This window comes from Microbacterium sp. Leaf179 (assembly GCF_001423785.1).
Classification (GTDB): domain Bacteria; phylum Actinomycetota; class Actinomycetes; order Actinomycetales; family Microbacteriaceae; genus Microbacterium.
On sequence record NZ_LMPH01000002.1, the window covers coordinates 82,772 to 108,795 of the forward strand.

Sequence of the window (26,024 nt, forward strand, 5' to 3'; positions counted from 1 at the left end):
TCAGACTGGACGGTATGCCCGATACGCAGACCGCCCGCGTCGCCGTCTACCTCGACTTCGACAACATCGTGATGTCCTGGTACGACCGCGTGCACGGGCGCAACGCCTACTCGCGTGATCGGCAGAAGATCGCCGAGAACCCCATGGATCCCGAGATCGCCGAGCGTCTCACCAAGGCGACGATCGACGTGGGCGCGGTCATCGACTACGCGGCGTCGTTCGGCACCCTTGTGCTCACGCGCGCCTACGCCGACTGGTCGGCGCCCGTGAACGCCGAGTACCGCTCGCAGCTGGTTGCGCGCGCAGTCGACCTCGTTCAGCTGTTCCCCGCCGCGGCGTACGCCAAGAACGGCGCCGACATCCGCCTCGCGGTGGATGCCGTGGAGGACATGTTCCGCCTCCCCGACCTGACCCACGTCGTCATCGTCGCCGGTGACAGCGACTACGTTCCCCTCGCCCAGCGCTGCAAGCGGCTCGGACGCTACGTCGTCGGCGTCGGCGTGGCGGGGTCGACCGCGAAGTCGCTCGCGGCCGCGTGCGATCGCTTCGACGCCTACGACTCGCTGCCCGGCATTCCGAAGCTGGCCGAGACGAAGAAGGACAAGGACGCCGCTCCCTCGCGGCCGCGCACCCGGAGTCGTTCGAAGGATCCCGCGGTCGACCTGCTCGAGCGCGCCATGCAGCTCGAAGCCGAGCGCGCCGACGGCGAGTGGCTGCACGCGTCGGCGGTGAAGGACCTCATGAAGCGTCTCGACCCCTCGTTCAGCGAGAAGGCCCTCGGGTTCCGCAGCTTCTCGGACTTCTTGAAGGCGCAGACCGCCCACGTCGAGGTCGACGAGGAGTCGAACGTGGTGCAGGTGAAGGCCGTCACGCGGAGCTGACCCGGGCGACGGGGGATCTCGTCGGCCGAGGTTCCGGCGGCGGGGATTCCCGCGACCGGGACCCCGTCGACGGGAAGCCCGGCGACGGGGATCGCGGCGACGGCGCGCCCGACGCGCCGACGCCGGGGCTCCGCGCGCGGGGGCCTCAGCGCCTCTCGGCGCCCGGGGCGACGTGGGCGAGCACGCGGTCCCAGACCGACGTCAGCGTCACGTGGCCGTTGACCGATCCGATCTCGTCGTCGGGCACGATCTGCATCTCGGCCGACCGCATCCGCTCGACGTACCACTCGGCATCGCCGGTGGCCGCGGGACCGTCGCCGCCGACGATCACGAGCGCCTCCGCGTCGAGATGGTCGAGCAGGGGCGTGCGCAGGTCGCGGCTGAGCGGGTCGGACGGGCTCTCGACCCCCACGATCGCCAGGCGATCGACGACGGGACCCATCGCCGCGGCCAGGTAGATCGCGATCGCTCCCGCCGCCCGCTCCCCCACCAGGCCGACGGGGACTCCCGGGGCCTCCCGCTCGACGAGCTCGCGCAGGGCGTCGACGGTGAGCGCGGCGGGGGTCTGCCCGCCGAAGACCGGCGGGTCTTCCAATTCGGGGGCGTCGAGACCGACTGCGATGATGCGCACGTCGTAGCCCGAGGTCACCCGCGAGTCGGGGTCGGTCGTGGAGACGTCGCCGGTGCGCAGCACGAACACCGCGCGCGGAGCTCCGGGAGTACCGAAGCTGCGGTAGCCGAGCTCACCGTCGAGCCAGGGGGCCAGACTCATCGAGGGGTCCTTTCGTCGTGCTGTCGTGTCGTCCCCGGCGGGGAGGAGTCATCGGGGCGGTCGGCTCGTCGGTCATCCGGCCGTCGGCCGAGCATCGTCGGTCGAGCATCGTCACTCGACGGTCGCGTCGGCGGCGCTCCCACTGCTGCCCGCGCCCGCCCCGTCACTACCGCCCGCGCCCGCGGGGAGCATCGCCCGGAGAGTGTCGATCGTGTCGGCGTCGACCGCCGTCTTGTCGGGACGGTATGCCTTCACCCGGGCGAAGCGCAGCGCCACGCCGCCCGGATACCGCACCGATCGCTGCACCCCGTCGATCGCGATCTCGACGACCGTATCGGCGACGACCCGGATGCCGCCCGGCACCGCTCCCGTCTCGCGCTCGGCGAAGTGCGCGGTCTGCCACCGCAGGGTCTCGTCGGTCAGGCCCTTGAAGGTCTTGCCGACCATGACGAAACCGCCGGGTTCGCCGAAACGGCCCTCGGGATCGCGCGCCCCCAGGTGCAGGTTCGAGAACCACTCCGCGCGTCGCCCCGAACCGCGTTCGACGCCCAGCACGACCAGGTCGAACGTGTGCACGGGTTTGACCTTGAGCCAGCTCTTGCCGCGTCGACCCGCGGAATAGCTCGCGTCGAGGCCCTTCACCATCACGCCCTCGTGCCCCGCGTCGAGAGCGGCGCGGGCGAAGGAGTCTGCCGCGTCGGCGTCGTCGGTCAGCAGGGCGGGGATGCGGTAGGCGCCGGCCACGCGCTCCAGCTCGTCGAGGCGGGCCTCGAGGGGGTCGTCGATCAGGTCGCGCCCGTCGACGTGCAGGATGTCGAAGAACCAGGGGCGCAGGGCGATCTCGCGTGCCGTCTCGGCCCCGAAACGCGCCATCGTGTCTTGGAACGGGCGCGGGGCACCGTCGTCGTCGAGCGACAGCGTCTCGCCGTCGAGGATCACGTCGTCGACCGGCAGCGCGCGCGCGACCTCGACGATCTCGGGCACGCGGTGCGTGACGTCGGCGAGCGTGCGCGTGTAGACCGTGACCTCGTCGCCGTGTCGGTGCACCTGCACCCGCGCACCGTCGAGCTTGTACTCCACCGAGGCGCGACCGGCCGTCTGCAGCGCCTCGGCCACGGTCGCCGCGGTCGAGGCGAGCATGGGCTGCACGCCGCGACCGACCACGAGGCCCACGGCGCTCAGATCGTCGACCGACCCGGTGAGCGCGACGCGAGCCGTCTCGCCGAGGTCGCCCGACAGCATGGCGGCCCGACGCACGAGCGCGCCGTCGCGGTCACCGGCCCGGGCGATGGCATCCACGAGCACGCCCTCGAGCGCTCCGGTGCGCAGCTCGCCCGTCATGATGCGGATGAGCAGACGCCACTCGTTCGCGGTGGCCCGCGAGGCGAGATCGTCGAGCAGCCCCGTACGGACCGCCGCCGACCCCGCTCCCCCGACCTCGGCCAGGCGCGAGAAGGCGTCGTCGACGTCGCCGACGGTGAGCGTCGAGGTGTCGGCGTGCTCACCGCCGTGTGCCGAGAGCGTGCGCCACCCGACACCCAGGCGACCCTGGCGCGGAGACGCGGTCAGCAGTCCCACGGCGGGCTCGATCTCGTCGGGGGCGAGCGCGCGCAGCACCGCGGCGAGCGCGTCGACCTTGGCCAGGCGGGATCGGGTACCCGTGACCGTCGTGAGGGCCGTGTCGATATCGCCGAGGAGCATGTCGGCATCCTGGCATCCCCCTCCGACATCGCCCGTCGGCTTGCGCGGGCGGGGCGGTCGTGGCATCGGGTTCCCCGGGGGTGGCCGGGGCGCGCGGTCTCGTCGAGAGCGCGGCCGATCGTGCCGGCCCCCGCACGCCCGCCCTGATGAGTGGGCCCCGCGACACCGCTCATCACATGTGGCCCCTGCTCGCAACCCCCGACTCGATGTCGGAGGTTCGGGGTGTGCTGGACGCCTCCCCCAGGAATGAGGCCCCGTGAACGCTCCCGCAACCCTCGAACAGTCCGCCCGCACCGCCCGCGACGTCTTCGGCTGGGACGACCTGCTGCCGGGCCAGGCCGAGGCGATCGACGCGGTCGTGAGCGGCCGCGACACCCTGGTGGTCTTCCCCACCGGTGCCGGCAAGTCGGCCGTGTACCAGATCGCCGGGTGCGAGCTCGGCGGGGTCACGGTCGTCATCTCACCCCTGCTGGCCCTCCAGCGCGACCAGATCGACTCCATCGACGCGGCTCCCGACGCCCCCGCCGCCGTCGCCCTGAACTCCCGTGCCGGTGCCGCCGCACGCGCCACGGCGTGGGCGGCCATCGAGGGCGACGACGCGGTCTACGCCTTCCTGGCCCCCGAGCAGCTCGCGAACCCCGAGGTGTTCGACCGCCTCGCGAACGCCGACGTGCGGCTCATCGTCGTCGACGAAGCGCACTGCGTCTCGGCATGGGGGCACGACTTCCGCCCCGACTACGCGCGGATCGGCGACGTCGTCGACGCACTCGGCCACCCTCCCGTGCTGGCGTTGACGGCCACGGCATCCGCCCCCGTCCGTGACGACATCGTCGCCAGCCTGCGCATGCGCGAGCCGCACCTCGAGGTGCGGGGCATGGACCGCCCCGAGATCCACATGGCCGTGCGGCGACACGAGCACGACGCCGACAAGCGTCGCGCCGTCCTCGCTGACGTGCAGGATGCCGGCGGCCCTGCGCTGCTGTACGTGGCGACCCGCAAGGGAACCGAGACCTACGCCGACGAGCTGGGCGCTCTCGGTCTGCGGGCGGCGGCCTACCACGGGGCCATGGCGCAGAAGCGGCGCGACGAGGTGCACACGGCGTGGAGCGCGGGCGAGCTCGACGTGGTCGTGGCGACCTCGGCGTTCGGCATGGGCGTCGACAAGAGCGACGTGCGCCTGGTCGTGCACGCCGACGTCACCGAGTCGCTCGACTCGTACGCGCAAGAGATCGGCCGGGCGGCGCGCGACGGTCAGCCGGCGCGGGCGATCCTGCACTACCGCGCCGAGGACTTCTCGCTCCGGTCGTTCTTCGCGGGCGGCCACACCAAGCGCGCCGACATCGCGGGCGTCTGGGACGTGCTGCAGCGCGCCGACAGGCCGATGCGCGCGAAGGACATCGCCGATGAGGGCGGTCGTTCCGTGCGCGCCATCGGCCGGGTGCTGAACCACCTGGTCGCGTGCGATCTGGCCGTATCGGGAGCCGAGGGCGTGTCGATCCTGGCGAAGGTGTCGGCCGGCGACGCGGTGAGCGCCGTGCGTGAGCGCGACGAGGCCGAGGAACGCATCCGCGCGTCGCGCATCGAGATCATGCGCGGCTACGCCGAGACGGTCCATTGCCGACGCCGAGCCCTGCTCGAGTACTTCGGCGTCGAGACCCCGAGCCACTGCGGATCGTGCGACCGCTGCGACACCGGAGCCGCCGCGCCGATCGACGAACCGGCCGCCGCGGCCGACGCCGACGGCATCCGCATCGACTCCACGGTCGAGCACGGCGAGTTCGGCGTGGGCACGGTCATGGCGATCGAAGACGACCGGCTGACGGTGTTCTTCGCCGACCACGGCTACAAGGTTCTCGCTCGCGCGGCGTTCGAGCGCGGCATCCTCGAACTCGGCGAGGCGGCGTAGTCGCGGCGGGTCCTCCTCCGCGGCGAAACCGCGCGCGGGACGCACCGCGGCGGTGACACCGCCCTGGGCTCAGCGCGGGACTCACCGCGACGAGGACAGGCTCCGGACGCGGCGCGGGGTCACCGAGCTCGCGTCGACCACCACGCCCACGCCACGAGCGGTATTTGCAGGAACAGCCGCGCGAAGCGGGCACGGTCGGTGTTCAGACCCGGCGCCGAGCGCCCGGTGCGCCACTGGTGCACGTTCCCCGGGAACACGGCGACGAAGAACGCGGCGATCGCGGCTCCGATGCGGCCGCGCTCGCCCGGCAGGGCGACAAGTGCGGTGCCGAGCAGCACTTCGACGGCCCCGGATGCCACGACGATGGCGTCCTTGTCGAGGTGCAGCAGGCGGGTGGCCCACCCCGGCACGACGATGCGATAGCCCCGGCGCCCCCACGTCACGTGGCTGACGCCGGCGCCGACGAGCAGCAGAGCCAGGCCGCCGCGGGCGACGGAGCGGATGGTGAGACCTCGACGTCGTGCCATCGGGTCAGTCTGCCATCCGTGCCGGGGCGCGGGGTCGCCGCGCGGGTCGCGGCTCAGCTCAGGTCGCGCAGGTCGGTCAGCGAGCGAGACGCGAAGGCGATCTCGTCGAACACCGCCGTCGCGCCGGGCCCCATCGGCGCCTGCGCGAGAAAGCCCACCGCGACCGCCGTCGGCTCGGCACCCAGGCGGAACACCCGCACGAAGTGCCACGACACCCCGTCGAGCGAGAAGTGGAAGACGAAGGCCGGGCCGGTGCGCGCGACACGCAGCCACACCGCGTCGGTCGTGAAGACCGGCCCGTTCGCATCGTCGGAGAATCCGTCGGTCACGACGCTGACGACCATGGCCTCCCCCTGCGGCGAGTACTCGTTGCAGAGCTTCGCCCACCGGTCGGGATCGGACCAGAGCGCGAGTGCTCCCGCGTCGAAGGTCGAACGCGCGCCGACCACGCGCACACGCGCCGAGAGGACGAAGTCGGTCCGCGGTGCGGCGAAGGCGAGCGCCGTCGCGCCGTGCTGGGCCGCACCGCCCGCCGAGTCGTTGGTCCAATCGACGCCACCGGCCGACCGCAGGGTCAGCGCGCGCGCGGTCTCGTCGTACTCGGCGTCGCCGTCGACGCCGGTCCAGTGCAGGGCGGGAAGGCCGGGGAGAGAGAGGGTCACGACGGCACCCTATCGGTGCGCTCGCTCGACGTCGCCGACGCTCCGCCGCGGCGGGGTCGCGTGCCGAGGTCGGCCGCCGCGCGCCACAACCACTCGACCGGACCGGCCGAGAACCGCCGAAGCCACAGGTGCGCCGCGGCGGCGACGATCGCGGTGATCACGAGGAAGGCCGCCACCGTCACCGGCACGCGCCAGGGCGCGAGGGTGGACGCGAGCCCGAAGCCCCAGCCGTAGAAGAGCGCCCCGCCGAGGAGGTTCTGCAGCAGGTAGGCGCTGAGCGCGACCCGGCCGATCTCGGTGGCGCGGCGGGCGAACCACCCGCCGGTGCCCCGACGCACGCAGAGCTCGACCACGAGCCCCAGGATGCCGAGAGCCACGACCGGGGCGACCACGTACCGCTCGAGCAGCAGCCCGGCGGAGGTCGCCGACAGCGCGAGGACGAGGTCGACGGGAGCCGCGAAGAGCCCGACGATCATGAGTCGGCGGCGCAGTCGAGCGCCCTCGGCCGAGAACACCCCCGCCCGCAGAAGTGCGGCGCCGGCGAGGAACATCGCCAGCGAGAGGAAGCCGATGAGCACGGGTTCGGCGCGGAAGACCGCCGCGTTGTCGAGGCGGAACGCGGCGAGACCCAGGAACGACGCGTCGGCGTAGGGGCTGGGCTCGGACGGCAGCGGGAGGTCGGCATCCGCCCCGGGAAGAACCGTCAGCACCACGACGAGGAGCGACATGACCGCGAGGTGGATGCCGCCGAAGACGACGATGAGGGCTCGTTGGGCCCGCGGGCGCGTCAGGAGCAGGAACGACACGACCGCGGCGGTGACGGCGTACCCCATCAGCACGTCGAACTCGGCGATGAGGATGTAGTTCACGACGCCGTCGACGAAGAGCAGCGCGGCGCGCCACAGATAGCGCCCGGGCCATCGTCGCTGCTGCCGCACGGCCGAGCGGTGCTGGATCGCGAGTCCGACCCCGAAGGTCAGCGAGAGCAGGGCGAGGAACTTGCCCTGCGCCAACGCCATGAGGGCCAGCTGCGTCGTCGCCGCCGCGGAGGATTCGCTCGACAGCACCGGCGCACTGAGCATGCCGAGCAGGCCCCAGGGGTGCGAGAAGACCCAGACGTTGGTGGCGAGCGTGCCGACGATGGCGATTCCGCGCACGACGTCGAGGGCGGCGAGACGGCCACGATTTGGCAATACGTTCGTATTGTTCACGGCTTCACCGTAGCCTACGACGGTGGACGAATCAGCCCCCTCTTCTGCGCGCGGAGGAAAAGACGCCATCGCCGAGGCGGTGCTGCGCGTGCTCTCGACGGGCGGGGCCGACGACCTGAGCGTGCGCAAGGTCGCCGCCGAGGCGGGCGTCTCGGTCGGGGCGGTGCAGCACCACTTCCCCACGCGCGCCGCGCTGATCATCGGGGCGATGGATGCCGTGAACGCCCTGTTCCGCGCGCGTATCCGCTCCGCACTGGCCGAGGCGGCCACCGCGCGGGAACGCCTCTCCACCGTGTGCGAAGAGCTGGCCTGCCTCGGCGACGCCGGTCCGCGCGACGCCATCGTCTGGACGGCCTTCGCCTCGCGCGCCGGAACGGACCCCCGGGTGCGCGACATCCACGTGCAGGGCTGGCGAGCGGCCGAGGGTTTCGTCCAGACCCTGTTGACGGAGGCCTATCCCGACGCCGGCATCACACCCGACGACGCCGCATTGCTGCTCGCCACCCTCGACGGCATCGCCGTCGCGCGGGGCGCGGAGGGCGATGACCGCATGGCGCGCGACCGCGCGCGGCGGATCATCGCCGCCGTACTGGCGCCGTTCGCCGACCGGCGGTGACGGCCGCCCCTGTCGCCGAGACGCCCGTCGCCGTGCGCCCCGCGCGCCCGACGCCGCCGCTCCGGGCCGTTCGGCTCAGAGGGGAAGCCTCGGTACCGAGGCCAGCAGTCTGGCCGTGTAGGGATGCTGCGGGCGCGAGAGCACCTCGGCCGTCTCGCCCACCTCGACGATCCGGCCGCCCTCGAGCACGGCGATCCGCGCGCACAGGGCCGACACGATCGTGAGGTCGTGCGAGACGAGCAGCATGCCGATGCCGCGCTCGCGGGCGAGCGAGCGGAGCAGGTCGATCACCTGCATGCGCACGCTGGTGTCGAGGGCGCTGACGGGCTCGTCGGCCAGCAGCAACCGCGGCGACGGGGCGAGCGCGCGGGCGATGGCGATCCGCTGCCGCTGGCCGCCCGAGAACGCGTCGGGGTAGCGCTCGGCCGCGTCGGCGGGCAGACCCACGTCGGCGAGCAGGCCCGCCACCCGGGCGCGCCGGTCGCCCTCGATGCCGAGCGATCGCAGCGGTTCGGCGATGGCGTCGCCGACCTTCATGCGCGGGTCGAGCGACGAGAAGGGGTCTTGGTAGATCGGTTGCACGGCCCGGCGGAAGGCCCGCAGCGCCACGCGGCGAGCGGGCAGCGGCGCGCCCTCGAAGTGGACGGCGCCTCTCGTGGGCGCGCGGAGTCCGAGCGCGAGCTGCAGCAGCGACGATTTGCCGGCTCCCGACTCCCCCACCAGGCCGACGCTCTCGCCGGGGGCGATCGCCAACGACACGTCTGTCAGCACGGGGCGGTCGGCCCGGTACGCGAAGTCGACGTGATCGAGCGACAGGATGGGGACCGTCATCGCGTCTCCTTCGGCAGCAGATCGTCGAGGGCGCGGGATGCGGCGACGAGCTCGCGCGTGTAGGGCTCGACCGGCGCCGAGACGAGCGTCGCGGTGTCGGCGACCTCGATCTGTCGCCCGCCCTTCATCACGAGCACCCGGTCGGTCATCCTGGTGACCACGGGGAGGTCGTGGCTGATGAACAACAGCGCCATGCCGCGTTCGGTGACCTCGCGCTGCAGCAGATCGAGGACGCCGGCCTGCACCGTCACGTCGAGGGCGGTCGTCGGCTCGTCGGCGATGAGCAGGTCGGGAGAGCCCGCCAGGGCGAGGGCGATCGCGACGCGCTGGCGTTGGCCGCCCGAGATCTCGTGGATGTACGACCGCGCGACGCGCTCGGGCTCGGCGAGCTTCACGTCGGCGAGCGCGTCGAGGACGGCGCGCTTCAGTTCATCGCCGCGCAGTCCCCGGTGCCGGCGCAGGGGCCAGGCGAGCTGTCCGCCCACGCGCATGAGCGGATCGAGCGAGGCCAACGGCTCCTGGAACACCGCGCCGAGGACCGTGCCCCGGACGCCGTCGAGCGTGCGCTGCGATGCCGTCACGGCATCCACGACGCCCTCCGACGAGCGGACGCGAACCGCTCCGCGGGCACGGAGCGGATGGGCGAGCAGGCCCAGCGCGGCGAGGGCGGTGAGCGACTTGCCCGACCCGGACTCGCCGATGATGCCGACCCGCTCGCCCGGGGTGACCGAGAGCGAGATGGATTCGACGAGGGCGCGGTCGTCGAGATCGACGCCGAGGTCATCGAACTCGAGCAGGGGCGCGGTCATCGGATGCTCCTCGAGGCGGGGTCGGCGACATCGCGCACGCCGTCGGCGAGCAGGTTGATGCCGACGATCGTGGCGACGAGCAGGATGCCGGGGAGCAGCGCCGCCGTCGGAGCGATCGTCACGGTGCTCTGGGCCTCCTGCAGCATGCGGCCCCAGGACGCGTTCGGCGGCGGCGAGCCCAGGCCGAGGTACGACAGGGACGCCTCGGCGATCACGGCGCCGCCGAACTGGAGGGCCAGCGGCACGATCAGCGTCGGCCAGACGTTCGGAAGCACGTGCCGCCAGACGATGCCGAAGGTGCCGGTGCCGGACGTGCGGGCTGCCGTGACGAAATCCCGCCCGAGCACCCGAACGGCCGTGACGCGGGTCAGCCGCGCGATCACGGCGGATCCGGCGAGCCCTATCGCGAGGATCGCCGACTCCACCGACGCTCCGCGCCACGCGACGATGAGCATGGCCAGCAGCAGGGTGGGGAAGGCGATCGCGATGTCGAGAAGGCTCGAGATCGCGTCGTCGATCACGCGACCGGTCACCGCGGCGACGAGGCCGACGACGATACCGACGACCGCGGCGATCACGACGGACCCGACGCCCACGAGCATCGCCAGGCGCGCGCCGATCATCAGCTGAGAGAAGAGGTCGCGACCGAGCCGGTCGGTGCCCGCCCAGTGCTCCGCGCCCGGTGGGAGCAGACGGCCACCGCCGGTGTCTTCGGGGGCGAACGGGGTCCAGAACGACGAGACGATCGCGATGACCGCGATCGCGCCGAACAAGACGGCGCCGATGGTCAGGTTGAGCGAGCGGCGACGCCGGGGGGCGGGGCGCTGCGCCACGATGACGACGGGGGGAACGGCGCTCATGCGACGGCCTTCGCCCGGCGGTTGCCCGACAGCGTCCCCCGCAGGCGCGGGTCGATGAGACGTTGAGCGACGTCGGCGACGAAGCCCAGCAGCAGCACGAGGGCGGTCGAGAACAGGATCACTCCCTGCACGCTGGGGAAGTCCTGCTCGCGAATGGCGACGAGGAGCATATCCCCGAGTCCGGGGAGGGCGAACACGCGCTCGATGATGACCGCGCCGACGAACGTCGTCGACAGTTGGATGGCGAGGATCGAGATCACCGGCACGACCCCGTTGCGGATGCCGTGTCGCCACAGCGCCGTCGAGAAGCTCTGCCCCGTGGCCCGGGCGGCGCGCAGGTACTGCTGGCCGAGCACGTCGAGCGTCGCGCTGCGCACGTAGCGGGCCAGGTCGCTGCCGGCGACGATGGCGATGGTCAGCACGGGAAGGGTCAGGGCGAACAGAGCGGCTCCCGGATCCTCCCAGTCGCGACGGGGGAAGCCACCGGCGGGGAATAGCCGCCAGTTCAGCGAGAGCACGCCCACGAGCAGGATGCCGACCCAGAACACCGGCACGGCTCCGCCCAGCTGCGACAAGGCCGAGAACGTGGTGCCGTACCAGGTGCGCGACTTCCACGCCGCGAGGAACCCGACCGGTACCGCGATGATGACCGACAGCGCGAACGACAGCAGCGTCAACGGCAGGGTGACGTTGAGCCGGCGGAGGATCTCGTCTCCCACCGACAGTCGGTTGGTGAAGCTCTGCCCCAGATCGAGTGTCGCGAGCTGGCCGACGTAGTCGGCGAACTGCACCCAGATCGGCCGGTCGACGCCCAACCGGGCTGCCGCCGCCTGGATCTCGGCATCCGTCGCCCCCACCGAGATGAGAGCGAAGACGGGATTGCCGAGCACGCGCAGCACGACGAACAGGATCACCACGGCCAGCGCGAACGCCAGCAGCAGCAATCCTGTCCGTCGAATCAGATATCGCCCGATGATCAGGCCTTCTGGATGCCGTAGACGTAGAACAGCGAGTTCAGGCCGTTCTCGGGCACGCCCGTCACGCCGGGCGCGGCCACGCGCAGCTGCGGGTTGAGGTACAGCCAGACGCTCGCGGCATCGTCGGAGATCTGCTGGTTGACCTGACGGATGAGCGCGGTCTGCTCCTCGACGCTGCCGGCCGCCTCGGACTCCGCCAGCCACCGCTGCACATCGGCGTTGTCGTAGCCCCAGTAGAAGTCGGGGTTGCCGTAGAAGTTGATGTCGCGGTCGTTGACGTGGCCCTGGAGCGTCGCCTGGAAGTCCTTGTCGGTGTAGACCTGCTGGTACCACTGGTCGTCGGTGATGATCTCGATGTCGACCGTGATGCCGACCTTGGCCAGCTCCGACTTCAGGAACTCGGCGACCGTGGAGTGCACGCCCGAGTCGGGCGTCTTGATCGAGAACGTGAACCCGCCCGCGTACCCCGCCTCGGTGAGCAGCTGCGCGCTGAGGGCCGGGTCGTAGGGGTTGTTGTCGGCGAGGTCGATGTACCACGGCTCCGACGGCGGGACCATCGAACCGATGAGCTGGCCGCGGCCGTCCCAGATGGCATCCAGCAGCTTCTGCCGGTCGATCGCCGAGTAGATCGCCTTGCGCACCTTCACGTCGTTGAACGGCTCGATGCGGTCGTTGAAGGCGAGCAGCTCCTTGGTGGTGGAGGTGCCCTCGATGATCTGGAAACCCGCCGCCTCGAACTCGGCCAGGCTGTCGGGGTTGGCCTGGCTCGTGACGAGGTCGACGGCGCCGGTGAGCAGCGCGTTGTTCAGCGCGGTGGGGTCGGCGTAGTACTGGTAGACGACGCCTCCGTTGGCGGGCGCGTCCGCCCAGTAGTCGGGGAACACGTCGAGGCTGATCGAGTCGCCCTTGCGGTAGTCGGCCAGCTCGTAGGGGCCGGTGCCGTCGGCGGTGGCGGTGAGGTCGCCCGCCTCGGAGTTGACGATCCAGACGTAGCCGAGGTTGTAGGTGAAGCTGATCGACGGCTGCTTCAACGTCACCTCGACCGTCGAATCGTCCACCGCGGTCGCGGTGTCGATGACGCTCAGCTGACGCTTGCGCGCGGCGATGGAGTCGTCGCCGATGAAGCGCTCCAGGCTGTAGACCACGTCGGCGGCGGTGAGGGCCTTGCCCGAGTGGAAGGTGGCGTCGCGCAGCGTGAACGTGTAGGTCAGGCCGTCATCCGACACCGCGGTCTCGGCCGCGAGCAGGGGCTCGACCTCGGCGTCGTCGGTGATCTTGAACAGACCCTCGTAGACGTTGCCGGTGAACACCTCGGTGACGCCCGACGACCCGCCGAAGATCTGGTCGAGGTTGGTGGGCTCGTTCTGCGAGCCGACGACGATCTCGGCCTGCGGGTCGGACGCACCGCCCGAGGCGGAGCCGTCGCCCGAGGCGGAGCCGCCTCCGGCGGCGCATCCGGCGAGCACGAGCAGTCCGGCGGTGGCGACCGCGATGGCGGCGCCGAGGCGGGTGGAGCGGAAGCGTGAGGACACGTCGATTCCTTCTGGTGGTGAGGGGCGGGGACGCGCCGAGTGCTGTGGGCGCGGGTGGAGCGGGGTGAGCGATGCCAGGGGCTACCGGCATCCGGATCGGGTCACGGGTGGAAGTCGCCCTCGAAGCGCACGCGCTTCTCGCCCGCGCGAACGGGGAACGGCAGACGGTTCTGCGCGGGCGGAAGCGGGCAGTTCATCTGGCTGGAGAAGCCGCACGGCGGGACGATGGCGCGGTTGAAGTCGACGTCGATCTCGACGCTCTCCCCCGCGGCCAGGGGGCGGTCGGATGCCGGGCGGTCGAGGAAGAGGAAACGCCCGGCGCCGTAGCTCTCCACGCCATTGGTCGTGTCGCCGAAGACCAGCTGCAGCTTGGCCGTGCCCGCGTAGGTCGTGTCGAAGGCGGCCAGGCGGAACTCGCGACCGTCGACCTCGAAGACCAGGTCGCCCGAGACGGGGAGGGCGCGCGTCGCACCGTCGTCGCGAATGTGCTCGAACGGAACCACGCGCTCTTCGTCGACGAGCTCGAAACGTCCCCGCAGAACCCACGACGGGTCGTAGTCGTAGGTCTCGATCACCTCGAACGCCTGGTTGGCGGGGGAATCGCGCCGCCAGATGCGGTACCCCTGCTGCGTCTCGCCCGAGTCGATGTCGGCGCGCTGCAGGCGGGTGAGCAGCGCGTCGTCGGGATGACCCGCGCGGGCGGCGGCGTCGTCGACGGCCGGGGTGCCGGCGGGCGACCAGTGGGTCAGCACGAGAGCGAGCGGCCCCTGCGGGGCGGTGACGGCGGCGTGGCGCGCGGAGATCCACTGGGCGTGGGCGGCCGGAGCCGTGTCGTTCGAGGAGGTGGGGGGCGAGGAGGACATCATCATCAGTCTCACAACGCCGCGCCCGTCGCGAGAAATTCCGTGACGGACTGTTTCCGTTCCGGAGCCCGTCCGGTGACTCGACCGCGCGATCCGTTGCCACAGCCGAGGTGCGCTCCGTGACGGCGGCGCCCGCCGGGAGTACGCGGTGGCACCTGCCCGCCCTCCGGCGCGCCGGATCGCTCAGCCGGGGCCAGGGGCCACGCGCCGGGCGAAGTCGACGTACGCCTCGACGGTGTCTTCGGGCACGATCGCGCGCAGCACGACCTCGTCGGCGGCCGCCGTGTACGCCGCGAGCGCGTCACCCAGCTCGGCGGCATCGCGGATCGTCGTGTCGACGGCATCCACCCCCATCCGTGCGAAGTTGGCCGCGTAGTTCGGGAACGAGGCGTAACGGGCCGTCTCGACGTCGAGACGCTCGCGCGCGGCCGAGTCGATCGCCGTGCGCACGTAGACCGCGACGTGCGCGGAGGGAGCGACCGTGTGCAGCGCCTCGGACTGCGCGTGCGCCTCGGTGGGCGGCACCCAGTTCAGCAGCACGCCCTCGGCGTGCTCGGCGCCCGTGCGACGCATCTTCGGGCCCAGCGCCCCGACGAGCACCCGTGGGATACCCGCGGCGCGCAGCACCTCGATGGCCCCGCGCACCCGCGCGAGCGCGCCCTGCTTCGCCATCCCCGAGCCGATGCCGAGGGTCAGGCGGTCCAGCGGAAGACCGAGCGATGCCACCGCGGCGGCGATCTCGTCGGCGGGGCGCCGGTCGACGGGAACGACGCCCGTGGCCAGACGCAGGCGTTCGGTCACGCGGGCCGCGGCCGCGAGGGCGGCGAGGGCATCGCCGTCGGGGGTGTCGTTGATCCAGAGCGTGTCGAAGCCGGCGCTCTCGACCGCAGGCGCGATCTCGGCGATGGCCTCGGGGCCCAGCGAGCCGGCGAGACCGAGAGAGACGGCACCCCGCGTCACGAGACGCCTCCGGCGCGGGGGACGGCCACCGCGACCTGGCCCACCGCCGAGAAGAACGCCGCCAGGTCGACGTCGTCGGTCGGCAGGAGCACGACGTCGTCCACGCCGGCCGCTTGGAAGCGCGCGACCCCCTCGGCGACCTCGGACACCGAGCCGGCGAGGACCCGGTCGGCGGCATCGTCGCGATCGGCGAGCACCGCGGTGGCACGAGCGCGGGCGTCGGGACCGAAGGCGGTGAGCACGTAGGCCACGATGTCGGCCCGACCCTCGCGGCCGGCCTCGGCCCGCCCTGCCTGCACGGTCGCGACCGCGGAGGCGATTTCGGCGACGGTGTGCCTGCTGTCGAGCACCACCCCGTCGGCCACGGCACCCGCGAGCGCCAGTGTCTTGGGCCCCTCGGCCGCGGCGTACACGAGCGGCGCCTGAGCGGGCGGCCAGTCGAGAGCGACGTCGCGCAGCTTCACGTAGCGTCCCTCGGTGCTCACCGTCTCGCCCGCCAGCAGAGACCGCAGGGCCGGCAGGTGCTCCTGCATGAGCGTCAGGGGCGAGGCGGCCTTCGCCCCGACCTGTCGCATCCAGTCCTGCACCCCGTGGCCGAAGCCGGGCAGCAGTCGCCCGGGGAACATGCGCTCGATCGTGGCGACCTCCATCGCCGAGGCGGCGACGTTGCGCAACGGCAGGGGGGCGATGCCGATGCCGATGCGCAGGTGATCGGTGACGGCGAGCGCCGCGGCGGCGGCCGCCCACGCCGACGAGCGGAAGCAGTCCTCCCAGAGCCACAGCTCGTCGATCCCCGCGTCTTCGGCCGCGCGCGCAGCGTCACGCAGTTTCTCGGGCGGGTGCGGGTACGGGCTGAAGATCGTGCCGATACGACTCATGCGTCTACTCTGCCGGGCCCCTCCGACATCGGGCGAGGGGGTGGCGCGCGTCGTGCCGATCCGGCTGGGTCCTTCACGGGCCGGGCCATCCGAGGGACCACCCTTGCGGCGCACGCACGGACGACGAACGCCCCGGGACCGACGTCCCGGGGCGTTCGTCCTGTCTTACGCCGCGAGCGCCTGTGCGGCCGCCCCGACCACGAAGCCCGTGGGGGTGGCGTCCACCGTCACCGCTCCGCCGTCGACCAGCTCTCCCGACACGAACAGGTCGGCGACGCGATCGTCGACCTCGCGCTGGATGACGCGGCGCAGGGGCCGGGCACCGTACTCGGGCTCGTAGCCCACCTCGGCCAGCCGGTCGACAGCCGCGTCGGTGACGTCGAGCGCGACGCCCCGTGCCGAGAGCCGCCGCGAGGTCGCGTCGAGCAGCAGGCGCACGATCCGGCGCAGCTGCGTCTTCTCGAGCTTGCGGAACAGCACGATGTCGTCGATGCGGTTGAGGAACTCGGGCCGCATGGCCTCGCGGAGCTTTCCCATCACGCGATCGCGCAGATCGTCGTCGGCGAACTCGCGGCCGGTCGTGGTGAAACCGATCGCCCCGGAACGGGATGCCAGCACCTCGGCGCCCAGGTTGGAGGTCATCACGATCACGGTGTTGCGGAAGTCGACCGTGCGCCCCTGGCCGTCGGTGAGACGACCGTCGTCGAGCACCTGCAGCAGCAGGGTGAAGACGTCGGGGTGGGCCTTCTCGATCTCGTCGAAGAGAACCACCGAGTAGGGAGCGCGACGCACGCGCTCGGTGAGCTGGCCGGCCTCGTCGTAGCCGACGTATCCGGGAGGGGCACCGATCAGCCGCGACACCGTGTGACGTTCGCCGAACTCGCTCATGTCGAATCGGATCACGGCGGCGTCGTCGTCGAAGAGCGAGCCCGCCAGTGCCTTCGCCAGTTCGGTCTTCCCGACGCCGGTGGGGCCGAGGAACAGGAACGATCCGACGGGACGGCTCTCATCCCCCATGCCCGTGCGGTTGCGGCGCACGGCCTTGGCGACGGCCGCGACGGCATCGTCCTGCCCGATGACCCGGGCGTGCAGTTCGTCCTCCAACTGCGACAGGCGGCCGCGCTCGGTGGCCGTGAGGCGAGCGACGGGAATCCCGGTGGACCGGCTGATCACCGCGGCGATCTCGGGCTCGTCCACCACCGCCGCCGATCGCGGCCGGGTGGTGGCCGCGTCGAGCCGCGCCTGCACGTCGGCCATCTCGTCTCGCAGACGTGAGGCTTCCTCGTAGTGCTCGGCCGACACGGCGGCGTTCTTGTCGGCCTCGAGGGTCGCGAGTCGGGCGAGCAGATCCGTGGTGTCGACGCGCACGCCCAGCTTCAGCCGCAGACGGGCGCCCGCCTGGTCGATGAGGTCGATGGCCTTGTCGGGCAGCACGCGGTCGGGCAGGTACCGGTCGCTCAACTCGACGGCGGCCCGGAGGGCGTCGTCGGTGTAGGACACGGCGTGGTGCTGCTCGTAGGCCGCGCGGAGCCCGTGCAGGATCTCCACGGCATCCGGGATCGACGGCTCCCCCACGCGCACGGGCTGCAGGCGGCGCTCGAGCGCGGGGTCCTTCTCGATCGTGCGGTACTCGCGCAGGGTGGTGGCGCCGATCAGGTGCACGTCGCCGCGGGCCAGGCGGGGCTTGAGGATGTTGCCGGCATCCATCGACCCGTCGCCGCTGCCGCCCGCACCGACGAGCGTGTGCACCTCGTCGATGAAGACCACGAGCTTGTCGGATGCCGCGATCTCGTCGAGCGTCTGGGTGAGGCGCTCTTCGAAGTCGCCGCGGTACCGCGCTCCGGCGAGCATGGCGGCGAGATCGATCGAGACCACGCGCGTGTCGCGCAGCTGCTCGGGCACGTCGCCGGCGACGATCGCCCGCGCGAGTCCCTCGACGACGGCGGTCTTTCCGACGCCGGCCTCGCCGATGAGCACGGGGTTGTTCTTCGTGCGACGGCTGAGGATCTCGAGGGTCTGCTCGATCTCGTCGGAGCGCCCGATCACGGGGTCGAGTGCGCCCGCGGCCGCGCGCGCCGTGAGATCGGTGCCGAAGCGGTCGAGGTTCGGGGTGACGGATGCCGACTCGGCGGGCGCGTCGACCTCGTCGCCGCCGACGACGGTCTCGCGCACGCCCTGGGTCAGGGCTTCGGCGGTGACGCCGGCCTGGGCGAGGATCTGGCCGGCGGGGGCGTCTTGGGCGAGGACGAGGGCGAAGAAGAGGTGGTCGGGGTCGACGTAGGTCGATCCGGCCGCGCGGGCGACCTGGAAAGCGTGGAACAGCGCGCGCTGCACCGAACCCGCGACGACCGCCCCGTCGACGTCGGCGGCGGGACCGGCCGCCGGCAGACGGCTCTCGGCCGCTCGGGCGATGGCGGCGGGGTCGGCTCCCAGGCGCGCGACGGCGTCGTTCGCGGGGGATCGTCCCACGAGGACGTGCAGCACGTGCAGGGCGTCGAGCTCGCGCTGGCCGCGGCCGAGCGCGAAGCGGCCGGCGGCCTGCAGCGCGTCTTGAGTGCGGGCGCTGAGGAAGCGGCTCAGATCGATCGAGCGTTCGGCACGCGCCTGCTCGCCCGCCAGGTAGCGCGCGAGGAACTCGTCGAACGACTGGGCGCCGTCGTCTGCGGCGCCGGGGGTGACATTCTCGGGCAATTCCGTCTCCTGATACGTGAGTGCAACGGACTCAAGTTTGATACTTGAGCGTCGACGTATCAAGGTAACGCCGCTGCTCGCGGCGTATTCCCGGTCACGACCGCAACGTCGGATCGACCTCGTTCCACAACTCGATGGTCTGCACCAGCCAGAACACCGCGAAGAGCCCCACGGCGACGGCCTCCCCCCACAGGATCACCGGGACGACCGACGTGTCGACGCCCGCGAGCAGCGCCGCCACGAGAACCGCCAGCGTCAGAACGATGGCCGCGGCGACCGCGCCGTACGCGAGGCGGACCCCCCGTCCGCGCGACGAGCGCGGATGCGGGCGCCACGCGGCGAGGGCGGCGACGGCGGCGATGAGGAGGAAGAACCCCACGGCGGCCGCCTCGTGCGCGATCACGAAGAACGACGTCGGCGACACCCCCGCCCAGACCGCACCGGCGACCACCAGCCCCGCGACCGTCGCCGCCGTCAGCGTCACCCCGCGACTCGTCGTGCCCTGCACCCGGGCGAGGATCAGTGCGGCGATGACCCCGAGCAGCACGACGGATGCCACGGCCACGGCGTTGTTGACCACGGTCGGCACCACCGCGTCGGGAACGCATGCCGTCGCCCCGGGGCAGCCCGAGCCGGGCCCCGCGACCGCCGTGGGCAGGTAGGCGATCGCGAGGGCGAGGACCGCGGCGACGTCGAGAAGAGCCTGCTCGAGACTCCGCCCCGACAGCGCCAGCAGCGCGAGGGCGATGGCACTCAGCGCCCCGACGAACACCGGTCCGGCGGGCGTGTAGTACGCCGAGCTGATCGACGGCAGCGGGTCGCCGCCCGCGATCTCGATCCCGACCGAGAGGGCGAGCAAGACCGTCGCGCCGATCAGCGCCAGGCGCACGTACCGGTACGTGCGCTGCGTGGACGTCGTGCGAAGGCGCATACCGACATCGTGGCAGCGGCTTCCGACATCGTCACCGAGGCGCCCGGGCCCCGGAGAAGCGCGGGAGGACCGGAGGCACCGCGAGGGGCGGGGACGCGCAAGGGTCGCCTGTGATGTCGGGGGGTTCTGCCACACTCGTCGGCATGCGCGAATTCCTCTCCGGCGCCGGGCTCCTGGCCCGCGGCCTCGGTCAGTGGCGCCGCACGCCCGGCGCGATGGCCCTCGGACTCATCCCGGGAACGGTGGTCGGCCTGGTCTTCGCCGCAGCTCTCGTCGCGTGGGGTTTCGCTCTGCCCGGCCTCGTCGTGGGCTGGACGCCGTTCGCCGACGACTGGGTACCGTTCTGGGCCGACGCGGCCCGCACCGCCCTGGGCCTCGCGTCGTTCGGCGCGGCCCTGCTGCTCGTCGTCGTGTCGTTCACCGCCGTCACGCTGCTGGTCGGCGAGCCGTTCTACGACCGCATCTGGCGCGCCACGGAACGCAGTCATACGGGTCGCGTCCCCGACACCGATTACGGGTTCTGGCGCGCCGTGGGCGACAGCGTCCGATTGATCTCCCGGGGCGTCCTCGCCGCAGCTGCGGCCTGGCTGCTCGGGCTCATCCCCTTCGTCGGCGGCGTCCTGGGCTTCGTCACCGGAGTGGTGCTGACCGGCTGGCTGCTCGCCGACGAGCTCACCTCGCGCGCCCTGTCGGCGCGGGGTCTCGATCGCCGTGCGCGCCGCGACATCCTGCGCGCGCATCGCGCTCGCGCCCTCGGTTTCGGGGTCGCCACGCAGCTGTGCTTCCTGGTGCCCCTCGGTGCCGTCGCGGTCATGCCCGCCGCCGTCGCGGGCAGCACCCTCTGGGCGCACGCCGCTCTCGACGAGATGCCCCGTCGACCCGCCGCGCCGCGCCCCGTCGCGGTCCCGCCGGCCGACCCGGCGCGATAGCCTGGACCGACCGAAGGGATCTTCATGTTCATCGTCTCGCTCATCCTGTTCGTCGGGGGCATGCTGCTCACCGGCCTCTCGTTCTCGCTCGCAGCCCCCGCGCTGTTCTTCGCCCTGGGCATCATCCTGGTCTCGGCGTCGTTGGCTCTCCCCTTCCACTTCGGCACCCGGTAAGCCGCTCGGCGGCACGGCACACGGCAGAGAGCGCGGGCGACGATGTCGACGTACACGGTGGCCGATTACCTGCTCGATCGGCTCGCCGAGTCGGGCGTCCGTCATCTGTTCGGCGTTCCCGGTGACTTCACCCTCGCGTTCCTCGACCATGTCGAGCGGCATCCGCTGATCGAGTGGGTGGGATGCGCGAACGAGCTCGGTGCCGGATACGCCGCCGACGGCTATGCCCGCCTGCACGGTCTCGGGGCCCTCAGCACGACGTTCGGCGTGGGTGAGCTCTCGGCCATCAGCGCGGTGGCGGGCAGCTTCGCCGAGCACGTTCCCGTGCTCCACGTCGTCGGCGCACCGACCACCGCCGTCCAGGCGGCGGGACGCGCGAGCCACCACTCGCTCGGCGACGGCGACTTCGGCCACTTCGCCCGCATGACCGCCGAGGTCACCGCGGCGCACGAGGTGCTGTCGGCGACCGATGCCACGACCCAGATCGACCGTGTGCTCGCCGAGGTGCGCCATCGGCGCCTGCCGGGCTATCTGCTCATCCCGGCCGATGTGAGCGAGGCTCCGGCTTCTCCCCCGGCCGCCGCGCTCCCCGCCCCCGACGTCGTCACCGACCCCGCCGTGCTGGCCCGGTTCCGCGATGCGCTGGGTGCCCGCCTCGAGGTGGCCGACTCGGTCTCGGTGCTCGCCGACATCCTCGTCGCGCGTCTGTCGGCCGAACCGTCCCTGCACCGCGTGCTCGCGCAGGGCGTGCCGCACGCCTCGCTGCTGTGGGGGCGCCGAGTCGTCGACGAGTCGGCTCCGGCCTACCTGGGGTCATACCTCGGCGCAGCCAGTGCCCCCGCCGTGCGCGACGGGATCGAGACCGCCGATCTGCTCGTCATGGCGGGTGTGCAGTTCACCGACCTCACCAGCGGGTTCTTCTCGCAGCGCATCGATCCGGCACGCACGGTCGAGATCCGCGGCGAGCACACGCGCGTCGGAGACGACGACTTCCGCCCGCTCGCGATGCGCGACGCGCTCGACGCCGTCGCCGATGCCCTCGCCGCACAGGGCGATCGCTTCCGCGCCCCCGCGGTCGACGGGGTGCCGGCCGCACGCGAGCCCCTCGACCCCTCGGCCACGCTGAGCCAGACGGCACTGTGGCGCGAGATCGCCGGTTTCTTGCGCGACGGCGACACCGTGCTCGCCGACCAGGGCACGTCGTTCTACGGCATGGCCGGCGAACGCCTCCCTCACGGCGTGGTCTTCGGCGGACAGCCGCTGTGGGCGGCCATCGGCTTCACCCTTCCCGCGATCCTCGGCGCGGCCCTCGCCCGCCCCGAACGGCGTCCCGTACTGCTCATCGGCGACGGCGCCGCTCAGCTCACGGTCGGCGAGCTCGGCACGCTCGTGCGCCAGGGCATCCCCGCCGTGATCGTGGTCGTCGACAACGCCGGGTACACCGTCGAACGGGTGATCCACGGGCTGCACGAGCGGTACAACGACATCGCCACGTGGGACTGGACGGCCCTCCTCGCCGCCATGGACCCCGCCGGCACGAGTGTCGGCGTGCGCGTCGACACCGTCGGCGCGCTGACCGAGGCCCTGGCAACCGCCCGCTCGGCGACGGGGCTGACGCTGGTGCAGGCCGTGGTGCCGTCCGACGACGTGCCGCCCGTGCTCGCCGACCTGGCCTCCGCGGCGGCGGCGGCCAACCGCCGCGCCTGAGGCCAGGAGCAGCGGGTACCGTGGCACGGTGCCCTTCTCCTTCGAAACCCTCCGCCGCTGGCCCGATCTCGAAGGGCCCGAGCTGTACGCCGCCGACGCGGCTGATCGACTGATCCTCGACGAATCGGCCGAGGCCCGCGCCGCCGCCGTCGACGGTCAGCTCGTGGTGATCGGCGACGACTACGGGGCGCTCACGCTCGCCGCGGCCGACGCCGGTGCCCGTGGCATCCGAGTGCACCAGGACGGCGTCATCGGCGAGAAGGCCCTGGCGGCGAACGCCGAGACCGCGGGCCTGTCCGACACGTTCATCTCGCGGGACCGGGATGCCGCTCTGCTCGCCGACGCGCGCGTCGTGCTGCTGCGCCTCCCCCGCTCGCTGCGCGAGCTCCGTGACCTCGCCGGGCTGATCGCGCTGCACGCGCACCCCGATGTCGTCGTGTTCGCGGGCGGCCGCCTCAAGCACATGACGGTCACCATGAACGAGGTGCTGCGCGAGTACTTCGATCGGGTCGACGTCTCTCACGCCCGGCAGAAGTCCCGTGTGCTCCTCGCCCGCGGCCCCCACGACGGCGCCGAGCCCCAGCCCGAGCGCGCCACGGTCGACGGTTTCGAGATCCGCGCGTTCGGCGGTGCCTTCGCCGGCGCCTCGATCGACATCGGCACCCGCCTGCTGCTGGCGCACCTTCCGGCACCGAGCGGCGACGACGCCATCGACCTGGCCTGCGGCACCGGCGCGGTCGCCGCAGCCCTCGCCGTACGGCATCCCTCGCTTCGCGTGATCGCGAGCGACCAGTCGGCGATCGCCGTCGCCTCGGCGCGGGCGACGGCCGACGCGAACGGCGTCGCCGACCGCATCGAGGTCGTGCGCGACGACCTTCTCCGCTCGCAACCCGAGGCCTCCGCCTCGTTCATCGCGCTGAACCCGCCGTTCCACGTGGGCGCCGCCATCCACGAGGGAGTCGCCCCCCGCATGTTCTCGGATGCGGCCCGGGTGCTGCGCTCCGGCGGCGAGCTGTGGACGGTGTGGAACTCGGCCCTGCAGTACCGACCGGCGTTGACCCGACTGGTGGGCCCCACGCGTCAGGTCGCCCGCGATCGCAAGTTCACGGTGACGGTGTCGACGAAACCGTGAGTGCGCGGCCGCCGCGGACGGCGGAGGTCCTCAGGCCCGGGAAGGAGCTGTCATGCACCATCGCCTCGCGTACGCGGTCGCCGTGAGCGTCCTCAGCGCCGCGCTGGCGACCGGCTCCCCCGCCCCGGCCTCTGCCGTGGCGCGCTTCGACCCGCTGAGCGCGAGCGACACGGTCGCCCTGCTGGCGGACTGCTCGCGGGTGACGCCGAACGGCCGCGATTACGCCGAGATGCACGACCTCGACCTCTGCGGCGTGCAGGACACCCCCGAAGACCGGCCACTGCCGACCGAGGCCGTGGGCGGCGAGGAATGCGGATCGCTGACCCTCACAACGACCGGGCGCGGCGCGGGGCTCGTCGCCGTGGAGTGGAGGGTGGCCTCGCGTACCGGTCCGATCCTGGGGATGGAGCTCGACCTGACGGTCTCGGGACGCGCGGGTGACACCGTGCACCACTTCGCGACCGCGGTCGGCAGCCCGCTCGCGTCGGACGGGGTGGTCGTTCCCGCGGGGGTCGGCAACGCCCGGGTCACGCTGTCGGGGACGGTCGAGACCTTCACCACGACCTGCACGGTCGCCTCGGCGAGCGCCCGCACGTTCGTCCGCTGAGTGCGGGAGCCGCAGGAGGAGTCACCGACGGACGACCGAGCGTCGCACAACCCCGCGCAGGCGACGAGTGTCAGCCCTTACCGCCCGGGGGACCCACGACCAGCAGCACCACGAACACCACGGCGACCACGGCGATCAGCACCGCCGCCAGCACCCAGGGTCGACGCAGGAAGAAGCGCAGCAGCCGGTCGATCGGCCGGCGATCCCGCGGGTCGTCGCCCGCGTCGCGACGCCAGGCTCCGCGCAGGCGGCCGCTGCGCTGCAGCCAGATCTCGGTGGGGATCGTCGCGTAGGGGATGACGGCGCTCACGACCGCGACCGCCGCGGGCCCGAGGCCCCACCGCTGGTTCAGGGCGACGAGCACCGCGGTCGCGCCGTAGGCGAGGAACACGAAACCGTGGATGCCGCCCCCGATCGACACCGCGATGGGCAGATCGGCCGTGGCACGCAGGATCAGTCCCGCGATCAGCAGTGTCCACGAGATCGCCTCGGCGATCGCGAGCGTGCGAAACAGGGTCAGGGGCGTGCGGAACACGTCTCTCCTCGTTCGGGTCGGGGCCTCCCACCCTACGGACTGCGCGGCGGCGATGCCCGCCGACCGTTCGACGTCGAACGACGATGAGGACTCACTCGATGGGCTGGTCCTCGCCGTCGAGTGAGGGATCCGACTTCTCCCCCTCGGCGGCGGTCGAGGTGTCGGGCTCGGGGCCGGGTTCGATCGGGGGCTTCTCGCGTTCGGCATCCATTCCTCCACACCATCAGAAAGTGAGAGGGATGCCACACCCTTGACGCCGTCCCCCGATCGCCCGTTGCGCGGCGCGTAGGCTGAAGCAATGGCGGAATCCCGGGGGCGCGTGTGGACCGGAGTCATCCGGGTGGGACCGCGACAGGGCGATCATCGCGTCGCTGTGCGTGCCGTGATCAGCGTCGGCGTCCCGCTGCTGGTGCTCCTGCTGCTCGGTCGCCTCGACCTCAGCGTCTACGCGAGCTTCGGCGCCTTCGCCGCGCTGTACGGCCGCAACGACGTGCCGCGGGTGCGCCTGCGCATGCAGGCGACGGCCGGCGGCATGCTGTTGGCATCGATGCTCGTGGGCACCGCCGTGTCGTTCCTGTCCACCCCGGCGCTGGGGAGCGTGGCGGTCGTCGCCGTGCTCGCGGCGGCCGTGACGCTGTTCGCCTACCGCAAGCAGTGGCACCCGCCCGGAGCGCTGTTCGCGGTGTTCGCCGCGGGTGCGACCGCGAGCTTCCCCGCCACGGCCTCGACGTTCGTCACGGTGCTGGTCGTCGGCGGTGCGAGCGTGCTGTGGAGCCTGCTCGTCTCGGCGGTGTCCGTGGTGGTACGTCGCGGATCGTGGCAGCGTCCCGCCCGCCCGCGCCCGCCGATCGGCGCCGTCGCGTGGGAGATGACCGCCACGGTCGGCGTCGCCTCGCTGCTCGCGGGCATCGCCGGCGCACTGCTGGTCGGCACCCACTGGTACTGGGCCATGGTCGGCGCCGTCGCCGCCGTCGGCGGGGCGCACGTGACCGCGCGCCTCATCCGCGGGGTGCAGCGACTGGTGGGCACACTGCTCGGCGTGCTGATCGCGGCGGGACTGCTCGCCCTGCACCTGCCGCCGTGGCTCGTCATCGTGATCGCCGTCGCCCTGCAGGCCGGGGCCGAGCTGTTCGTCGGCCGCAACTACGGCATCGCGATGATCTTCATCACCCCGCTCGCGCTGCTCATGGTGTCGCTCGCGTCGCCGGTGGGCCCCGACCTGCTGCTGCGCGACCGGGTGATCGAGACGATCATCGGCGTCGCGGTGGGAACGATCGTCGCGATCGTGTCGGCGGTGCTCCGCCGCCGTTCCTCGCTAGGGTGACCCCCGAC

General features: G+C 72.3%; 25 protein-coding genes. 9 read left to right on the forward strand and 16 right to left on the reverse strand.

Features of this window, described 5'->3' with window-relative positions; translation table 11 throughout:
* The first annotated feature begins 14 nt into the window (after window positions 1-14).
* A complete protein-coding gene (locus ASF96_RS07920) occupies window positions 15-881 on the forward strand; it encodes an NYN domain-containing protein (RefSeq protein WP_055839786.1) in 867 nt (288 codons plus the stop codon).
* Between the two features lie 145 nt (window positions 882-1,026).
* On the opposite strand, the gene ASF96_RS07925 is transcribed toward ASF96_RS07920, so the two are convergent.
* Entirely contained in the window at window positions 1,027-1,653 is a 627-nt protein-coding gene (locus ASF96_RS07925) for a hypothetical protein (RefSeq protein WP_055937892.1), read from the reverse strand.
* A 111-nt stretch (window positions 1,654-1,764) separates the two neighbouring features.
* On the reverse strand, window positions 1,765-3,354 hold the full coding sequence (locus tag ASF96_RS07930) for an ATP-dependent DNA ligase (protein WP_055937895.1): 1,590 nt from the start codon (window positions 3,352-3,354) through the stop codon (window positions 1,765-1,767).
* Between the two features lie 256 nt (window positions 3,355-3,610).
* Here ASF96_RS07930 and ASF96_RS07935 point away from each other — a divergent pair, with 256 nt between their 5' ends.
* Complete coding sequence (locus ASF96_RS07935; RefSeq protein WP_055839797.1) at window positions 3,611-5,260, forward strand: RecQ family ATP-dependent DNA helicase; 1,650 nt, start codon at window positions 3,611-3,613, stop codon at window positions 5,258-5,260.
* A 119-nt stretch (window positions 5,261-5,379) separates the two neighbouring features.
* Here the strand turns inward: ASF96_RS07935 and ASF96_RS07940 are convergent, their stop codons facing one another.
* From ASF96_RS07940 to ASF96_RS07950, 3 genes are read right to left on the reverse strand one after another with little or no spacing between them, the layout of a single operon-like run.
* Window positions 5,380-5,787 carry a DoxX family protein gene (locus tag ASF96_RS07940; RefSeq protein WP_055937898.1) on the reverse strand — a complete coding sequence of 136 codons (408 nt, stop codon included), beginning with the start codon at window positions 5,785-5,787 and terminating at the stop codon, window positions 5,380-5,382.
* Between the two features lie 53 nt (window positions 5,788-5,840).
* Window positions 5,841-6,449, reverse strand: coding sequence for a DUF1349 domain-containing protein (locus ASF96_RS07945; protein ID WP_055937901.1), 609 nt, complete (start codon window positions 6,447-6,449; stop codon window positions 5,841-5,843).
* Window positions 6,446-7,660 (reverse strand): DUF418 domain-containing protein, encoded by a 1,215-nt coding sequence (locus ASF96_RS07950; RefSeq protein WP_235560553.1) that lies wholly within the window; start codon window positions 7,658-7,660, stop codon window positions 6,446-6,448. Before ASF96_RS07950 ends, ASF96_RS07945 begins: the two co-directional genes overlap by 4 nt.
* 22 nt (window positions 7,661-7,682) lie before the next feature.
* On the opposite strand from ASF96_RS07950, the gene ASF96_RS07955 reads away from it, so the two are divergent.
* Window positions 7,683-8,276: a TetR/AcrR family transcriptional regulator gene (locus ASF96_RS07955; RefSeq protein WP_082509473.1), complete on the forward strand. Its 594-nt coding sequence runs from the start codon at window positions 7,683-7,685 to the stop codon at window positions 8,274-8,276.
* Between the two features lie 75 nt (window positions 8,277-8,351).
* Here the strand turns inward: ASF96_RS07955 and ASF96_RS07960 are convergent, their stop codons facing one another.
* From ASF96_RS07960 to ASF96_RS08005, 10 genes are all read right to left on the reverse strand, one after another.
* A complete protein-coding gene (locus ASF96_RS07960; protein ID WP_055937907.1) occupies window positions 8,352-9,107 on the reverse strand; it encodes an ABC transporter ATP-binding protein in 756 nt (251 codons plus the stop codon).
* Complete coding sequence (locus tag ASF96_RS07965; protein ID WP_055937910.1) at window positions 9,104-9,916, reverse strand: ATP-binding cassette domain-containing protein; 813 nt, start codon at window positions 9,914-9,916, stop codon at window positions 9,104-9,106. Before ASF96_RS07965 ends, ASF96_RS07960 begins: the two co-directional genes overlap by 4 nt.
* Entirely contained in the window at window positions 9,913-10,776 is an 864-nt protein-coding gene (locus ASF96_RS07970) for an ABC transporter permease (RefSeq protein ID WP_055937913.1), read from the reverse strand. Before ASF96_RS07970 ends, ASF96_RS07965 begins: the two co-directional genes overlap by 4 nt.
* Entirely contained in the window at window positions 10,773-11,720 is a 948-nt protein-coding gene (locus ASF96_RS07975) for an ABC transporter permease (RefSeq protein WP_235560554.1), read from the reverse strand. The genes ASF96_RS07970 and ASF96_RS07975 overlap by 4 nt, the downstream gene beginning before the upstream one ends.
* A gap of 32 nt (window positions 11,721-11,752) precedes the next feature.
* Window positions 11,753-13,285 carry an ABC transporter substrate-binding protein gene (locus ASF96_RS07980; protein WP_055839815.1) on the reverse strand — a complete coding sequence of 511 codons (1,533 nt, stop codon included), beginning with the start codon at window positions 13,283-13,285 and terminating at the stop codon, window positions 11,753-11,755.
* A 101-nt stretch (window positions 13,286-13,386) separates the two neighbouring features.
* Complete coding sequence (locus tag ASF96_RS07985) at window positions 13,387-14,148, reverse strand: DUF1684 domain-containing protein (RefSeq protein WP_055939313.1); 762 nt, start codon at window positions 14,146-14,148, stop codon at window positions 13,387-13,389.
* A 183-nt stretch (window positions 14,149-14,331) separates the two neighbouring features.
* A complete protein-coding gene (locus tag ASF96_RS07990) occupies window positions 14,332-15,108 on the reverse strand; it encodes an LLM class flavin-dependent oxidoreductase (protein ID WP_055937915.1) in 777 nt (258 codons plus the stop codon).
* The gene (locus tag ASF96_RS07995; protein ID WP_055937919.1) at window positions 15,105-15,986 is read right to left on the reverse strand and encodes an LLM class flavin-dependent oxidoreductase; all 882 of its coding nucleotides are present in this window, start codon (window positions 15,984-15,986) and stop codon (window positions 15,105-15,107) included. The genes ASF96_RS07990 and ASF96_RS07995 overlap by 4 nt, the downstream gene beginning before the upstream one ends.
* A 165-nt stretch (window positions 15,987-16,151) precedes the next feature.
* Window positions 16,152-18,677, reverse strand: a complete 2,526-nt coding sequence (locus ASF96_RS08000) for an ATP-dependent Clp protease ATP-binding subunit (protein ID WP_055937921.1) — start codon at window positions 18,675-18,677, stop codon at window positions 16,152-16,154.
* Between the two features lie 94 nt (window positions 18,678-18,771).
* Complete coding sequence (locus ASF96_RS08005) at window positions 18,772-19,608, reverse strand: hypothetical protein (protein WP_055937924.1); 837 nt, start codon at window positions 19,606-19,608, stop codon at window positions 18,772-18,774.
* Between the two features lie 143 nt (window positions 19,609-19,751).
* Between ASF96_RS08005 and ASF96_RS08010 the strand changes: the two genes are divergently transcribed.
* Genes ASF96_RS08010 through ASF96_RS08025 form a run of 5 tightly spaced genes read left to right on the forward strand, consistent with a single transcriptional unit; the run spans window position 19,752 to window position 24,157 of the window.
* Window positions 19,752-20,537 carry an EI24 domain-containing protein gene (locus ASF96_RS08010; protein ID WP_055839935.1) on the forward strand — a complete coding sequence of 262 codons (786 nt, stop codon included), beginning with the start codon at window positions 19,752-19,754 and terminating at the stop codon, window positions 20,535-20,537.
* Window positions 20,538-20,561: 24 nt separating this feature from the next.
* Complete coding sequence (locus ASF96_RS16870; RefSeq protein ID WP_013585971.1) at window positions 20,562-20,711, forward strand: hypothetical protein; 150 nt, start codon at window positions 20,562-20,564, stop codon at window positions 20,709-20,711.
* 42 nt (window positions 20,712-20,753) lie between these two features.
* Entirely contained in the window at window positions 20,754-22,418 is a 1,665-nt protein-coding gene (locus ASF96_RS08015; protein WP_055937927.1) for an alpha-keto acid decarboxylase family protein, read from the forward strand.
* A 28-nt stretch (window positions 22,419-22,446) separates the two neighbouring features.
* Window positions 22,447-23,550: a class I SAM-dependent methyltransferase gene (locus ASF96_RS08020; RefSeq protein WP_055937930.1), complete on the forward strand. Its 1,104-nt coding sequence runs from the start codon at window positions 22,447-22,449 to the stop codon at window positions 23,548-23,550.
* A 52-nt stretch (window positions 23,551-23,602) separates the two neighbouring features.
* The gene (locus tag ASF96_RS08025) at window positions 23,603-24,157 is read left to right on the forward strand and encodes a hypothetical protein (RefSeq protein ID WP_055839834.1); all 555 of its coding nucleotides are present in this window, start codon (window positions 23,603-23,605) and stop codon (window positions 24,155-24,157) included.
* A 70-nt stretch (window positions 24,158-24,227) separates the two neighbouring features.
* On the opposite strand, the gene ASF96_RS08030 is transcribed toward ASF96_RS08025, so the two are convergent.
* Window positions 24,228-24,692, reverse strand: a complete 465-nt coding sequence (locus ASF96_RS08030) for a DUF3817 domain-containing protein (RefSeq protein ID WP_055839837.1) — start codon at window positions 24,690-24,692, stop codon at window positions 24,228-24,230.
* A 298-nt stretch (window positions 24,693-24,990) separates the two neighbouring features.
* Between ASF96_RS08030 and ASF96_RS08035 the strand changes: the two genes are divergently transcribed.
* On the forward strand, window positions 24,991-26,016 hold the full coding sequence (locus ASF96_RS08035; RefSeq protein ID WP_055937933.1) for an FUSC family protein: 1,026 nt from the start codon (window positions 24,991-24,993) through the stop codon (window positions 26,014-26,016).
* Window positions 26,017-26,024: the final 8 nt, after the last annotated feature.